13 protein-coding genes and 1 tRNA gene are annotated in these 13,646 nt (G+C 47.0%); 11 read left to right on the forward strand and 3 right to left on the reverse strand.

Annotated features, from left to right (window positions below):
- Positions 1 to 514 precede the first annotated feature (514 nt).
- Entirely contained in the window at positions 515 to 2,254 is a 1,740-nt protein-coding gene (locus H6F90_RS05850) for an iron uptake porin (protein WP_190551064.1), read from the forward strand.
- 334 nt (positions 2,255 to 2,588) lie between these two features.
- Complete coding sequence (locus H6F90_RS05855) at positions 2,589 to 3,065, forward strand: hypothetical protein (protein ID WP_190551066.1); 477 nt, start codon at positions 2,589 to 2,591, stop codon at positions 3,063 to 3,065.
- Positions 3,066 to 3,105: 40 nt separating this feature from the next.
- Here H6F90_RS05855 and H6F90_RS05860 read toward each other — a convergent pair whose 3' ends face one another.
- Positions 3,106 to 4,002 (reverse strand): alpha/beta fold hydrolase, encoded by an 897-nt coding sequence (locus tag H6F90_RS05860; RefSeq protein ID WP_370587955.1) that lies wholly within the window; start codon positions 4,000 to 4,002, stop codon positions 3,106 to 3,108.
- Positions 4,003 to 4,122: 120 nt separating this feature from the next.
- Here H6F90_RS05860 and H6F90_RS05865 point away from each other — a divergent pair, with 120 nt between their 5' ends.
- Together H6F90_RS05865 and H6F90_RS05870 are read left to right on the forward strand one after the other, a co-directional pair.
- Positions 4,123 to 4,323 (forward strand): hypothetical protein, encoded by a 201-nt coding sequence (locus H6F90_RS05865; protein WP_190438580.1) that lies wholly within the window; start codon positions 4,123 to 4,125, stop codon positions 4,321 to 4,323.
- Positions 4,324 to 4,571: 248 nt separating this feature from the next.
- Entirely contained in the window at positions 4,572 to 5,825 is a 1,254-nt protein-coding gene (locus H6F90_RS05870; RefSeq protein ID WP_190551069.1) for an MFS transporter, read from the forward strand.
- Between the two features lie 29 nt (positions 5,826 to 5,854).
- Here the strand turns inward: H6F90_RS05870 and H6F90_RS05875 are convergent.
- Positions 5,855 to 5,928 (reverse strand) — tRNA-Arg (locus H6F90_RS05875).
- A 34-nt stretch (positions 5,929 to 5,962) separates the two neighbouring features.
- Here H6F90_RS05875 and moaC point away from each other — a divergent pair.
- The gene (gene moaC, locus H6F90_RS05880) at positions 5,963 to 6,496 is read left to right on the forward strand and encodes a cyclic pyranopterin monophosphate synthase MoaC (protein WP_190551071.1); all 534 of its coding nucleotides are present in this window, start codon (positions 5,963 to 5,965) and stop codon (positions 6,494 to 6,496) included.
- Positions 6,497 to 6,599: 103 nt separating this feature from the next.
- Complete coding sequence (locus tag H6F90_RS05885) at positions 6,600 to 7,013, forward strand: response regulator transcription factor (RefSeq protein ID WP_190551073.1); 414 nt, start codon at positions 6,600 to 6,602, stop codon at positions 7,011 to 7,013.
- A 36-nt stretch (positions 7,014 to 7,049) separates the two neighbouring features.
- Here the strand turns inward: H6F90_RS05885 and H6F90_RS05890 are convergent, their stop codons facing one another.
- Positions 7,050 to 7,577 (reverse strand): hypothetical protein, encoded by a 528-nt coding sequence (locus H6F90_RS05890; RefSeq protein ID WP_190551075.1) that lies wholly within the window; start codon positions 7,575 to 7,577, stop codon positions 7,050 to 7,052.
- 159 nt (positions 7,578 to 7,736) lie between these two features.
- Here H6F90_RS05890 and H6F90_RS05895 point away from each other — a divergent pair, with 159 nt between their 5' ends.
- The 5 genes from H6F90_RS05895 (at position 7,737) to H6F90_RS05915 (ending at position 13,460) form a co-directional block, all read left to right on the forward strand.
- Positions 7,737 to 8,123, forward strand: a complete 387-nt coding sequence (locus H6F90_RS05895) for a nuclear transport factor 2 family protein (protein ID WP_190551077.1) — start codon at positions 7,737 to 7,739, stop codon at positions 8,121 to 8,123.
- A 360-nt stretch (positions 8,124 to 8,483) separates the two neighbouring features.
- The gene (locus tag H6F90_RS05900) at positions 8,484 to 9,257 is read left to right on the forward strand and encodes a PspA/IM30 family protein (protein ID WP_190551080.1); all 774 of its coding nucleotides are present in this window, start codon (positions 8,484 to 8,486) and stop codon (positions 9,255 to 9,257) included.
- Between the two features lie 251 nt (positions 9,258 to 9,508).
- Positions 9,509 to 9,844, forward strand: a complete 336-nt coding sequence (locus tag H6F90_RS05905; RefSeq protein WP_190438561.1) for a co-chaperone YbbN — start codon at positions 9,509 to 9,511, stop codon at positions 9,842 to 9,844.
- A gap of 111 nt (positions 9,845 to 9,955) precedes the next feature.
- Complete coding sequence (locus tag H6F90_RS05910) at positions 9,956 to 11,128, forward strand: LL-diaminopimelate aminotransferase (protein WP_190551082.1); 1,173 nt, start codon at positions 9,956 to 9,958, stop codon at positions 11,126 to 11,128.
- Positions 11,129 to 11,393: 265 nt separating this feature from the next.
- Complete coding sequence (locus tag H6F90_RS05915) at positions 11,394 to 13,460, forward strand: cadherin-like domain-containing protein (protein ID WP_190551084.1); 2,067 nt, start codon at positions 11,394 to 11,396, stop codon at positions 13,458 to 13,460.
- The last annotated feature ends 186 nt before the right edge of the window (positions 13,461 to 13,646 follow it).

The following is a 13,646-nucleotide window of genomic DNA, read 5'->3' on the forward strand; positions in this document are numbered from 1 at the left end:
CTTTCAAACTATTCTCTTTTCTAGGTGCGGGGGCCGACTGATTCGGTGCGCTTCCGCGCCCCTTCTCTCTCGACCGCTTAGCCAATATAACGAAGTCCACACGGGGTTGTCAACCCCCCTAAGGAAAAGTTTTTTCGAAGCGATTAGAAGCTTCTCTAGGTAGGCGACACAGCTCTTGATGGCGCTGCTTTGGGCTAAAGGACAGAAAAATTTTTTGAAAAAATTTCTGAGCCATGCACGGTTGCTTATAGAGGTGCTATTGGAACTCTTAGATTTCTAAAGATAAAGTATTTTTCATTGTTCTGATTATCATTCTCATTAACCTGGTTTAATGAAATTAGAGACTTGGAAATCTGCTTAAACCCAGAAGTTATCTCAGCTTTTATGCCGAGGTAGGGGATTGTATCTGAGCGAAAAAAGGTTCACTTTAGTTAATCAGGAGTAGTTAGCAACAATCTACTGGATGGATTTGGGAGCTAACAAACCACAATCAGGTGTGAGGAGCGAAATATTAATGACTGCAATCTCTTTCTGTCGTTCTTTATTGATTTCTCCGTTTGTTTTCGGGCTGTTGGCAGTAACTGGAACTTCCGCGATCGCTGACGAAGTTCTGGAAGGCACCCAGATTAAAGGGAATATGCTACCTGCTCAACTAGCTCAAGAGCAGGTAGATGTAGATGCATTGGTTGGAAACTCTTTGAACCAGGTGACTTCTGTATCTCAGTTGTCTGATGTTCAACCTACTGATTGGGCTTTTCAAGCATTACAGTCTCTAGTAGAGCGCTATGGCTGTATCGCTGGTTATCCTGATGGTACTTATCGGGGCAATCGGGCTCTGACTCGGTATGAGTTTGCAGCGGGCGTGAATGCTTGCCTGGATCGAGTGAATGAATTGATTACAGCAGGTACAGCTGACCTGGTTGGGAAAGAAGATTTAGCCACCCTAGGGCGCCTTCAAGAAGAGTTTTCTGCTGAACTCGTTACTCTACGAGGCCGAGTCGATGCATTAGAAGCAAGAACTGCTGAGATTGAAGCTAACCAATTCTCGACGACGACTAAGCTTGAAGGGGAGGCGGTTTTCGCGATCGCAGGTATTGCTGCGGGTGATAACGCATTGGGCGAAGAAGTTGACAGAAGTGTGGCCCTCGGTCATCGCACCCGACTAAATTTAGAGACCAGCTTTACGGGTCGTGATTTGCTGAGAACTCGCCTGCAAGCTGAAGGACTTGAGGCTTTATCAAGCACAACATTAACGCCAGAGGGAGATTTGGCCTTTGCAGGCGACTCTGACAATGACGTTAGCTTGGATGCGCTTCTATATAGCTTTCCTCTTGGTGAAAACACTGAAGTAGTGCTAGCAGCTAATTCCGGTGCTGCTGATGACTTCGCAAGTACTGTGAACTTTTTAGATGGTGATGGGGCGACAGGGGCCTTATCAGCGTTTGGCACTCGGCACCCAATTTACTACTTGGTTGAAGGGGCAGGCTTAGGCATTAGACACGAGTTTGGAAACGCCTTAGAGCTAAGTTTGGGATACTTAGCAAGTGATGCTGCTGAACCAAGTGAAAAGAGCGGTTTGTTTGATGGGGCTTATGGTGCGCTGGCGCAGCTTTTGTTCAAGCCTAGCGATCGCTTGAATGTAGGTTTAACCTTTGTGCATGCCTATAAGCGAGAAACCGGGACTGGCAGTAATCTTGCTAACCCTCAAGCTTTCATCAGCCGTCTACTTGAGGAATCGTCTCTCGGTGGCAACGATAATTTAGAAGGTTTAACAACAGTCATTCCAATCGTTAGCAACTCCCTCGGCCTTGAACTTTCTTGGCAACTGAGCAACAAACTTGTTCTGGGTGGTTGGGCAGGTTACACTTTCAATCGCACACTCAGCTCTGGAGGGGGACTGTTTGAGCGGGGTGATTTTGAAACCGTTAACTGGGCTGTAACGCTTGGTTTCCCGGACTTAGGAAAGGAAGGCAATCTGGCAGGCATCATCGTCGGGATGGAACCCAAAGTGGTGGGTGCTGATATAAGAACTACTCCAGCTGCCACAGCACTAGCTGCAAGCTTACCTACTGGGATTATTGGTTCGTTTGGGGAAGATCGAGACACTTCACTTCATATAGAAGCTTTCTACCAGTACCAGGTGAACGACAATATCTCTATTACTCCAGGCGTCATTTGGCTGACTGCGCCTGATCATAATAGTGCCAATAACGACATTGTGATCGGTACTATTCGGACAACATTTGCTTTCTAACAAATCTCAGAGCTTATCTAAAAGAACTACCAAAGCTTTTGCATCCAGAGCTTGTATTTATTCAGGGGGCATAACTGTTATGCTCCTATTTTTTTGAGTAATTTTCGATCGCTTAATCATGGTGTAACTTGACACTGACAAAAATCTACGGTTGTCTTAAGACTACGGTGCACCATCTCAGGTAAGTTTCAATTGCCTGATTATTGATTGCTTAGGTTTGACAGACTAGCTCATCAGCTAATGCTTAAATCCCTTCGGAGATTGAGCTAGATACCTGCAACTGAATCGGTTTTGAATGCAATGTTTTGTTCACCAGCTTGTGAGGAGAGTGTTGATGCGCCGTCTTTTTCGATTGGCAGTTATGGTTTTAAGCACTACTGCAATTGCCCTCTTGGCGACTAGTTGTGGAGAGAGCAAGATCGTTCAGTGCAACAAGTTAATTGACGTTATTAATAAAGGACAGGCACTTGCTAGTTCGGGGATAAATGGTAACGATCCGGCTGCAATGAATCAGTTAGCTACCAACTTGGATGGACTTAGCCAAGAGATTAAAGGGGTTAAGGTTCAAGACACAAAGTTGCAAACATTCCAAGCTAACTTTGCCAGGATTTATCAAACCCTAGCCCAATCGTCGCGGGAGATTGCTAACGCGGTTGCCAGCCTCCGGCAAACTCAACCAACAGGAGCAGGCGCTACACAGGCAAAAGCAATGCAGGCAAAGGCCCAAGCTGCTACCCAAACGGCGCTAAAAGCAGCTCAGGAGGAAAGTAGATCTGTGAGTGACCTGAATGGTTACTGCAAAGCGCAATAGCGAGACTATCCTACAGATGCTAAAACCACATGGACCAAAATTAACTGGAACTAGGGTGAGTTGATGAACGGCAAGAAATGGCATCAGGTTGGTCGGCGAAAAATTGCAGAATCAACTCTGCCATTTCATTTGCATATTTTTGGGGCAAAGCGTGGTCAGCTTCAGGGATAACTGCTAACTCAGCCCCTGGAATTTGTTTGGCATAAGTTTGGCTATGCCATAAGGGAATGGTTTCGTCGCGATCGCCTGTGATTACTAGGGTTGGCACTCGCAACTGATGAATCTGCTGTTCTACTGTATCAATCGCGTCTTCTGGTCGCAGTCGGTCTAACAGAAAGGAACGAGCCGCAGGTTGAGCTTTCAATTCCTGACGAAACCAGCTAAGTTGGGCGATCGCTGCCTGCTGACCCAGTAACCGCGCCAACGGTTTAACCAAATGTAGGCCCCAATCAACCACTGGGACAGGCCATAATAACGGGCGCAAATGGTCATAGCGGCCACAAAAACTATCGTCTCGAATTCCGGCGGCGGCGGCTAAGACAAGACCATTCACCGCATCGGGATACTGCAAGGCATAAGCTGCCGCGACCCAACCGCCAAACGAATGGCCTATGAAATAACAGGAACCTAAATTCAGGGCTTCTACCACCTGGCGTACAAAAGCTACTTCTGTCGCAATGTCGTAGCGAATAGCAGGCTTACCCGAATTTCCAAAGCCAAGCAAGTCTAGACTGATGCAGCGATAGTGCGATCGCAATTTCTGCATCAGAGGTAGCCAACAAGCTCCAGTGCCTAGAAACCCATGTAACAGCACCAGTGTCGGACCACTCCCCATTTCCAAATAGGCTGCTGGCTGGGAACTAGTGTCAAGTTGTCCAAACTGTAGGGGTATGGTTAGGATGCGTGGATCAGGCAAAGATTCCAATTCAGTCAACACAACTCAATAAACAATTGTGAAAAGCGTTACACTTCATTGCAGAGCTCAAAGATCAGCTTAACGGCATGATAACTTCTTTGATGGTCGATTGACGGCGCAGAGTAAGGGAAGGAGAACACTTTGGAGTCGCATTCACATCAGTCACTTAATTATTCCGCTCGCGAAGACTTTAGCGAGTACGTCGCTCACCTCCAGCTTCACATGACGTTACAAGCTCGCAACTTGGTCCCACCGCTGATCCAAGCTTCCGATAGCCGAGAACAGTTGCTCCAGCAGACACAGGCTACTATCGAGAAGATCATTTCTCGCCAAGCTTCATAACTTTGCCATTCTCTAAAAACTCCATACATCTGGATTAATCAGGGCCGAAAGCTCTGATTTTTTCTTTTATTGGACCTCATAATTAGCCTTGCTTCCAAGCGATCGCCCATCGCGAAATTCCAGAAATCAATCTGTAGTGTAGATGACAAAATGTAACAAACTTCCACATCATAGGGGAAGAATTGTTGCTATGTGTCCAGCGTGGGCAACTACAGGTTGATAGAAGGATTGGTAGAAGGAACTATATTTTGAAAGCTTTTACAGATTTAGCGCCTGAGCCTCGTCGCAACTTATTAGTTTTGTTTGCCACCGGACTGCTATTTTGGTGCAGTTTGGCTTCTTTGCTGCCAACCTTACCCCTCTACGTACAAGAAATTGGTGGGAGTAGCCAACAAATTGGCATTGTGATGGGGGCCTTTGCAATTGGCTTGCTATTGTCGCGGGCTTGGTTAGGAAATTTAGCCGATAACCGCAGTCGCAAGATCGTTTTGCTGATTGGCATGACAGTTGTGGCGATCGCTCCTCTGGGATACTTGTTCATCCATTCCATCCCATTACTGATCGCAGTTCGAGCTTTCCACGGTGTCAGCATTGCCGCTTTTGGTACGGCTTACAGTGCCTTAACCGTTGATCTTTCACCAGAGAAAAACCGTGGTGAGCTAGTTGGCTATATGAGTTTGGTTAACCCAATTGGGGTCGCGGTTGGACCTGCAATAGGTGGGTTACTCCAAGCAGCGGTAGGATATATTCCTTTATTTCTCTTATCTGCCTTGTTAGGTTTTATCGGGCTGGTGAGCGCAGTACAAGTTCGTGAACCCAATCGGCACTTGGAGAACGGAGATTCAAGCTCCAGTGCTCCATCTAATCAGTTTTGGCGTTTATTACTCAGCCCTCGGATTCGCATTCCTGCTCTGGTAATGCTATTGATCGGCTTAGCGTTTGGGACTCTGAGTACCTTTGTACCCTTATACATTGCTGAGGCTAAAGTTGACCTGAACGCGGGATTCTTTTACACAGCCGCTGCGATCGCCAGCTTTGGCATTCGTCTCCTGACAGGTCGAGCTTCCGATCGCTATGGGCGAGGACTATTTATCAGCCTTAGCCTTACCTTTTATTCACTCGCAATGCTGCTGTTGTGGACCGCCCACAGTGCCGAAGCTTTCTTGATTGCAGGTTTCCTGGAAGGGGCTGGAGCAGGCACGCTAATTCCTATGATGGTGGCGTTGATGGCGGATCGCTCTCAACCACAAGAGCGAGCTAAGATTTTAGCGCTATGTGTGAGTGGTTTTGATGTTGGTATCGCGATCGCTGGTCCCATCTTTGGCTCTGTAGCGGAACAAGTGGGGTACCGTAGCTTGTTTGGCTTCTGCGCTATTCTCGCGTTTGTAGGGCTGCTAGTTTTTATCACTCAATCTAGCAAAGACCTAGCTTACTCACTCAAGTTCGCTTCCGGGCGAGGTCGCGATCTGTATGCAGTTAATCAAACGCCTCAAAAAAGTTAAAGGGCAGGCACTAAGCCTACCCTTTTTGACGGGCTAGGAGGGATTCGAACCCCCGACACCGTGGTCCGTAGCCACGTGCTCTAGTCCACTGAGCTACAAGCCCCCGACAAGAATTCATATTAGCACACCTAAATCAAATGACACAACAAAATTTTCCTGAAAGCCCGAATTCAGCTACTAGTCAGCCATTGAGCCATTTAGACTCAGCAGGGCAAGCGCAGATGGTAGATGTTTCTGCTAAGGAGTCAACCATCCGTCAAGCGATCGCGGTGGGCCAAGTCCGCATGCGCTCAGAGACGCTGGCAGCGATCCAAGCGGGTAATGCACCTAAAGGGGATGTGGTTAGCACAGCTAGGTTGGCTGGAATCATGGCCGCCAAGCAAACCGCACAATTGATTCCTCTTTGTCATCCTTTACCGCTGCATAAAGTAGAAGTTTGGCTCACTCCAGACCATCATTTACCGGGCTATCAAATTCGGGCAGAAGTGAAAACCAAAGCCGAAACAGGCGTAGAGATGGAAGCTTTGACAGCCGTCTCAATCACAGCTTTAACTCTCTATGACATGGCTAAAGCTCTAGAAAAGTCAATGCAAATTGAGTCAATTCGCTTGCTCAGTAAGACTGGTGGTAAGTCAGGCAACTACCAAGCCGAAGCAATAGACGCATCTTAACTAGAACGAAACCTAAACAAAAACTACAGATTATTGACACTGCTTCACCTGGAGGATGATGCTATAGAAAAAGCCTAATTAGTTTTTTCAAAAAATATTATAAATGAACAAAATTGCCATACTAGATGACGATGAACACTGGTGTTTTTTAATTCAGCGCTTCTTTAGAGGTGCGTTTGAAGTCTCTGTTTTTCACTCTTTCAGTGAGTTAATTCCCAAAGCTTCTCAATATGACCTGATTATTGTGGATTTTTCCATTCCACCAACCCAATACCAGAAAAATATTGATGGTTGCAGTATTATTCAGCAGCTCAAGCAGGACTTAAGTCAGCCACCGATTCTGGTTCTTGCCACTGCATTTATTAGCAAAAATAATTTGGCATTAGGCAAGCAACTTTGTCCAGAAGCAGATTTCTTTATTGCTAAGGATGCTGGACTAGAATTTATTTTGAGTGCGGTTAAACAACTTCTTACAGATAAAAAGCTTCCTGTTCATCTAGCTTCAGGGCTTGAGTAGTCAAGTCGCGGGCAGCGTCCTAGAGCTAGCCATTGATTAGGGCTTGGAAGTAGAGTAATAACTTAATACTTCTTGCCCCCGACGTACTAGCTTTTCGGGACCTTCCATCATTAAGAGATAGCGTCCTTGGCTTAGGTAATGGCGGTAAATCCCAGAGGTACTGCCTTCTCCTAGGAACCCTAACAGCGCTCCCGCTACAGCCCCGCAAAAACCACTTACAACGCTGCCCGCTACAGTCATGAGTACTAGGTTGGCATGAAGGGGAAAGCCTAAGCCAAAGTGAATAAATAGGGCTCCAATAAAACTAATTACCGAGCCGACTGTTCCAGCAAAAACTGCCAAAGCTTGCGCTTTACGAGTAGCAATCTGCATGGGTTTTAGAAGCCCAACCCGCTCAGGACTGCTATAGCCCTTACCAACGATCGCTAAATGCTCGGGAGAAATTCCATGCGATTGCAAGAGCCGATAAGCTTGAAAAGCAGCCGCTTCGTCTGAAAGGATAAAAACAGTTAAATGGGAGCGACGAGTTAGGGTCGCTTGGCGAAGAAATCGTTTAACAGTCACAAGCCTAAGCTGGGTTAAGAAATGGATAGCTTTGCTTGATTCTAATCTTAGTTTCTAGTTCGTTTGTTGGTTTGCGTTGCAACTTAACTAATTTTTTAATCTCGTTGTTAAGTAATCAGTTCATGACATTTCTATAAAACGACAAGGATGACGCATTGTATGAGTGACGAGCAAGCAGTACTAGCAGCTAATCAAGCATTCTACCGAGCTTTTGAAAGAAAAGATATGGAGGCGATGCAGGCAGTGTGGTCCAAAGGCACAGGTAGCCTCTGCATTCACCCGGGACGGCTAGCTCTACGAGGATGGGATGCAATTGGTAGCTCTTGGGAGAAAATCTTCAAGAACACTAGCTATCTCGAAATTGAGATAGAAATCATTACTACTGAGGTGGATAGCGCGATCGCCTATGTCGTAGTGCTCGAAAAGCTATTTCAGGTAGTCGGTAACCAGAGAGTCCAGGCTCAATCTATGGCGACTAATATTTTTGAGTGCATGGCCCAGAAATGGTATCTGGTCCATCATCACGGCAGCCCTCTAGCTCGCTAGCTTTAATGAATGCTTGTAACTAATGGTTGAGAACCGTGCGTCCCTTTTCCGAGCTGCTAGAGTTTATGCCAAAATGGGGCTGTCACGTACTTACTCAAGTAGAAAATTGCGATCGCTCGAAAAGTAGAAGCAGATAGATTTTACTTTTTCAAGTGAATTCCTTTGCTGGTGTAGGCCCCATCATTCACACCAACACTAGGAAGCGTTCTAGCGCTGGCTGGAGGAAGGATTTAGCTAGTATATGTTAAGACTATTGACATAGCCTCAATTTAATTCACCCTAAAACTTTGAAATCCAGGCAGGCTTAGGTAAGCAGCCTGCGTTGCTCACCTCATACACCCCAAAAGGAAAGATAGAGTCATGGGATTATTCGACCGCATTAGCCGAGTAGTCAGATCCAACGTCAACGACATGGTCAGCAAGGCTGAAGATCCAGAGAAGATTCTGGAACAGTCTATTCTGGACATGCAAGAGGACTTGGTGCAGTTGCGTCAAGCCGTTGCCAGTGCGATCGCCAGCCAAAAGCGAACTCAACAACAACAGAACCAGGCTCAAACCGAATCTAATAACTGGCAGCAACGCGCTCAATTGGCGCTGCAAAAGGGTGATGAGAACTTAGCCCGTGAAGCATTGCTACGCCGTAAAACCTATAACGAAACTGCTACGAGTCTGAAAACTCAACTCGACCAACAAAGCGGTCAGGTTGATACTTTGAAGCGTAGTTTAATCGGCTTAGAGAGCAAGATTTCGGAAGCGAAGACTAAGAAAGACATGCTCAAGGCCCGCGCTGCTGCTGCGAAAGCTAATGAACAACTGCAAAATGTGGTCGGCAATATGAGCACTGGTAGTGCTATGGGTGCCTTCGAGCGCATGGAAGAAAAGGTATTGCAAATGGAGGCTCGTTCTCAAGCAGTTGCTGAGTTGGCAGGCGCTAACTTAGAAAGCCAATTTGCCCAATTAGAGTCTGGTAGCGATGTAGATGATGAGCTGGCCGCTATGAAGGCTCAGTTGATTGGTGGTGCTTCACCTGAACAGAAAACGCTACCTGCATCTAGCCCATCAGCGAGCGCACCCAAAGATGCAGCCGTTGATGCTGAATTGGAAGACCTGAAAAAGCAGCTTGACAGTCTATAACAGTGTTTAGCACTTTTACTCTGTCTTCTCATGAGACCTAACCCCCAGCCCCTCTTCCCTTAAAGGGAAGGGGAGCTAGAGTAGGAGTTGCGGGAGATTGAGTCTGTGAGAGATTTAAAGCTCATCGGCGATAGGCAGAGGGTTTAGAGAGGCCTGCAAGAACTCTAACTTGCTCCCAAGAATTTATGAGTTGATTCTTAACCAGTCAGCATCGTTTTAAAGTATTAAGTAATTATTAGAATTCAAACGTCATGACTGGCAGTGTAATTACGATTTCAGACGCTGAGTTTGCGGCAACCGCTCTTGAGCCAACGAGCAAGCTTGTGGTTATCTACTTTTGGGCTCCTTGGTGTGGTCCTTGCCGACTCACGGCTCCGTTGATGGATTGGGCTGCGACTCACTACAGCGATCGCCTCAAAGTTGTCAAAATGGAGATAGACCCCAATCCTGAAACCGTGGCGAAGTACCAGGTGCAGGGAGTACCCGCTCTAATCTTCCTTAAAGATGGGGAAGTCGCGGCTTCAATTGAAGGAGCCATTGGCAAGCAAAAGCTGATTGATCTGCTCGAAACTCACTTGCCAAAGTAGGCCAAAGTAGGGTTATTAGTAGCTCTCAGCCGCTCGCCTAGAGCCTTTAGCCATCATCCGTTAGGTGGCTAGCCAACCGAATTGATCTCAATTGCTGAGAGCGAAGTTATTATGCAATTTTCCAAGCGTCTAGCCCCTCTTCAATCTAATGTGTTTGCTGATATGGATCAGGCAAAAGCTAGAGCCAGAGCAGCAGGCCGAGACTTGATTGATTTGTCGCTTGGCTCCTCCGACTTACCCGCAGCGGAGCATGTGATTGAGGCGATCGCTGCGTCTCTTTCAGACCAAAGCACCCACGGCTATTTGCTGTTTCATGGCACACAAGCCTTCCGCCAAGCCGCAGCCACCTGGTACGAAAAGAAGTTTGACATTGCAGTCGATCCAGAAACCGAAGTCTTACCTTTAGTCGGTTCGCAAGAAGGCACAGCTCATTTACCTTTAGCAGTGCTCAATCCCGGAGACTTTGCCCTGCTGTTAGATCCGGGTTATCCTTCTCACGCCGGGGGAGTTTATTTAGCTAGTGGGCAAATTTATCCCATGCCGCTGCTAGCTGAAAACAACTTCTTGCCGATTTTTGCAGATATTCCAGGCCCAGTTTTGGCGCAGTCTCGCATGATGGTGTTGAGCTATCCTCATAATCCCACTGCCGCGATCGCCCCGCTCTCGTTTTTCCAAGAAGCGGTTGCCTTCTGCCAACAGCACAATTTAGTTTTGGTGCACGATTTTCCTTACGCTGACCTCGTGTTTGATGGCACAGCTTTGCCCTCCGTCCTACAAGCTGACCCAGACAAGAGCGTATCTATTGAATTTTTTACCCTTTCCAAGTCCTACAACATGGGTGGATTTCGGATTGGATACGCGATCGGCAATGCTGAACTGATTCGAGCTTTGCGTCAAGTCAAGGCAGCTGTAGACTTCAACCAATATCGAGGGATTTTGAATGGGGCGATCGCTGCTCTCACAGGCCCTCAAGAAAGCATTCAAGTCACTGTAGAAACCTTTCAACAACGACGCGATGCGTTTGTAACAGCTCTCAATCGCATTGGTTGGCAAGTACCGATGCCTACGGCCACTATGTATGTTTGGGCCAAACTACCTGAGCGCTGGAGCCAAAATTCGATGGAGTTTTGCACTCAAATGGTTGAGGCAACCGGAGTTGCTGCGTCTCCTGGTGCTGGCTTTGGTAAGTCGGGTGAAGGATACGTGCGATTCGCCTTAGTCCATGAGCCAGCCATTTTGAAGACTGCGGTTGATAGAATTGCTCAATTTCTCGAAGCTCATTGAAGATTTCCGGTCTTAACTTTGCACAACTATTTACGTTGATTTACTGAAAACTAAGATTGAAGGTTTTTACTTAAGGCCCAACCTTCATAGCTTCTTCATAAAACCCTGTAAAAATCTATACTAATTTCACCAATCATCTCGTACGTAATACTTAGACTAAGGTGTTGTGAACGAGCTAGAAACTGAACAATGAAGTAGAGAAACTCAAAAGTTAGCTCTGCACTTGCATTCACAATATTGCATTACCAGTATTTCGCTAACGTTTATGAGCATTGATATTAGTACCTTATTTGATGAAAGGTTCTATCTAGTCACTTATACAGATGTCGCCGCCGCTGTCGCTCAAGGATTTTTTGCCAGTGGCTTAGATCATTTCAGGCAGTTCGGGCAACGGGAGCAGCGCAATCCTAGCCCCCTGTTTGACAACCAATTTTATTTACAAAACTACCCTGATGTTGCTGCGGCAGTAGCCCAGGGAGCCTTTCCCAGCGGTTTAGACCACTTCTTGCAATTTGGTCAGTCTGAGCAACGCAATCCCAGTTCCCTGTTTGACAACAACTTCTATTTAGCGACTTATACGGATGTTGCTGCGGCAGTAGCCCAAGGTGTTTTGAGCAGCGGATTTGAGCATTTTCTACGCTATGGGCGGTTTGAACAACGCAATCCTAGTTCTTTGTTTAATGAAAGTTTTTACTTAGCTCACAACTCAGATGTTGCTGGAGCGGTTGCAGCGGGCGCTTTTATCAGTGGGTTTGACCACTTCTCCCGCTATGGCAGATTAGAAGGGCGTGACAGCATCAATACGGCTCCTCTTGCCAATAGTGACGCTGTTGTGACTACTGCCAATACAGCCACCGCTATCAATGTGCTAGGAAACGATAGCGATAAAAATCAAGACGTGTTGGCTCTAACTGGGTTTAGTTCAGCCGCAAATGGCACCGTGACTAAAAACAGTGATGGCACGCTGACTTATGCGCCGAATGCCAATTTTAGTGGGGTAGATACCTTTACCTACACTGTTGACGATGGCTACGGTGGCAAGGCGACAGGCACAGTTGCAATTACGGTTAACCCTACGCCCTCGGTTACACCAACTAACGGCTACTACGGTTATACAACTGGAAAATTTCCTAATCTAAGCGAATCTTCCGGTTTAGTGCGAGGAGCGGGAGATTTTTGGTGGACTCACAACGATTCGGGCAATACTGCGGCTATCTATGCAATAGACAACAGAGGCAAAGCTATTGGCCAAGTCAACGTCACTGGGGCAACTAACGTTGATTGGGAAGAGATTACCGCTGGGCCTGCTCCTGGTGGAGGCAGATACCTCTTTATTGGGGACATTGGCAACAACCAAAACCTTAGCGCTGGCTCACGCACCAATCAGAAAATTTATGTTGTGAATGAACCCAGTTCCAGTGCTCAATCTGTGAGCTTGGTGGCAACGCTGCCGATCAGGTATCCCAGTGGCTCTTTTGACAGCGAGGCTATGATTTTTGACTCAGACAGACAAGAACTGTTAATTATCACCAAAGATTTACTCCCCACCACTGGACAAAGCAAGATTTTTAGTCGCAGTTTAAGTCCAAACAGCTCTACTCTCACTCTAGTTGGCACATTTGACGTTTCTCAGCGAACAACCTTAAGCGATCGCCTAGTCACAGGTGCAGCTTTGAGCAGCGATCGCACCACCTTTATCCTGCGTACATACAACACCGCTTTCCTGTGGCAGCGCACTCCTGGCGAATCATGGAGTAGCTTGTTTGGGCGGCAGCCGAATATGGAAATCCCTTTGCCCAACGAAACCCAAGGAGAAGCGATCGCCTTTGGCGAGAGTAATACAGAGTTCTACACCACGAGCGAACAAACAGGTCTGTTTAGCCGCTACGCCTATTTAGCCATTTACACAGGCACAGCCAATAGCGATGTGATTGTTGGAGATACAGCAGCCAACGTGATTGCAGGCGAAGCAGGTGGCGATCGGCTCACGGGTGGAGGGGGAGCCGATATTTTCCTCTACAAAGCCCCAAACCACGGTAGAGATTCAATCACTGACTTTGTATCTGATGACACGCTCCATATCTCGGAAGCAGGGTTTGGGGGTGGTTTGCGAGCAGGAATTCCCCTCAGCACGACTACTGCTTCTACAGGAGTCTTGGTAAGTAGTGCTGCGCCTACATCACTTGGCACCAGCGCTAATTTCCTCTACAACACCAGCACTGGGATTCTCAGCTTCGATGCTGATGGCACAGGTGCTGGCTCAGCCGTCGCGATCGCCACCTTAACTAACACGCCAATCCTCAACATTAATCAGTTTGTTATTACCTATTAATACCAGTTCTCCAAATTCTATCTACAGATATTCGTAGGGGCGAACGGCCGTTCGCCCCTACAGCTAATTACTTCAGGACTTACGCAGAGACAGACATAAACTAGAGGCATGAGCTTCACCAAACTGGATTACTGCCAGTACTTACTAAGCAGTCCGATTAACTACACGATGACGAACTTGGCTGAC

The sequence above is a fragment of the Trichocoleus sp. FACHB-591 genome, assembly GCF_014695845.1.
In the GTDB taxonomy this organism is placed as follows: domain Bacteria; phylum Cyanobacteriota; class Cyanobacteriia; order FACHB-46; family FACHB-46; genus Trichocoleus.

What these genes read in the sequence shown, in the direction of transcription:
- H6F90_RS05850 (WP_190551064.1), top strand. Translation starts at nt 515, where the DNA reads ATGACTGCAATCTCTTTCTGTCGTTCTTTATTGATTTCTCCGTTTGTT.
- H6F90_RS05855 (WP_190551066.1), top strand. Translation starts at nt 2,589, where the DNA reads ATGCGCCGTCTTTTTCGATTGGCAGTTATGGTTTTAAGCACTACTGCA.
- moaC (WP_190551071.1), top strand. Translation starts at nt 5,963, where the DNA reads ATGACACAACAAAATTTTCCTGAAAGCCCGAATTCAGCTACTAGTCAG.
- H6F90_RS05885 (WP_190551073.1), top strand. Translation starts at nt 6,600, where the DNA reads ATGAACAAAATTGCCATACTAGATGACGATGAACACTGGTGTTTTTTA.
- H6F90_RS05895 (WP_190551077.1), top strand. Translation starts at nt 7,737, where the DNA reads ATGAGTGACGAGCAAGCAGTACTAGCAGCTAATCAAGCATTCTACCGA.
- H6F90_RS05900 (WP_190551080.1), top strand. Translation starts at nt 8,484, where the DNA reads ATGGGATTATTCGACCGCATTAGCCGAGTAGTCAGATCCAACGTCAAC.
- H6F90_RS05905 (WP_190438561.1), top strand. Translation starts at nt 9,509, where the DNA reads ATGACTGGCAGTGTAATTACGATTTCAGACGCTGAGTTTGCGGCAACC.
- H6F90_RS05910 (WP_190551082.1), top strand. Translation starts at nt 9,956, where the DNA reads ATGCAATTTTCCAAGCGTCTAGCCCCTCTTCAATCTAATGTGTTTGCT.
- H6F90_RS05915 (WP_190551084.1), top strand. Translation starts at nt 11,394, where the DNA reads ATGAGCATTGATATTAGTACCTTATTTGATGAAAGGTTCTATCTAGTC.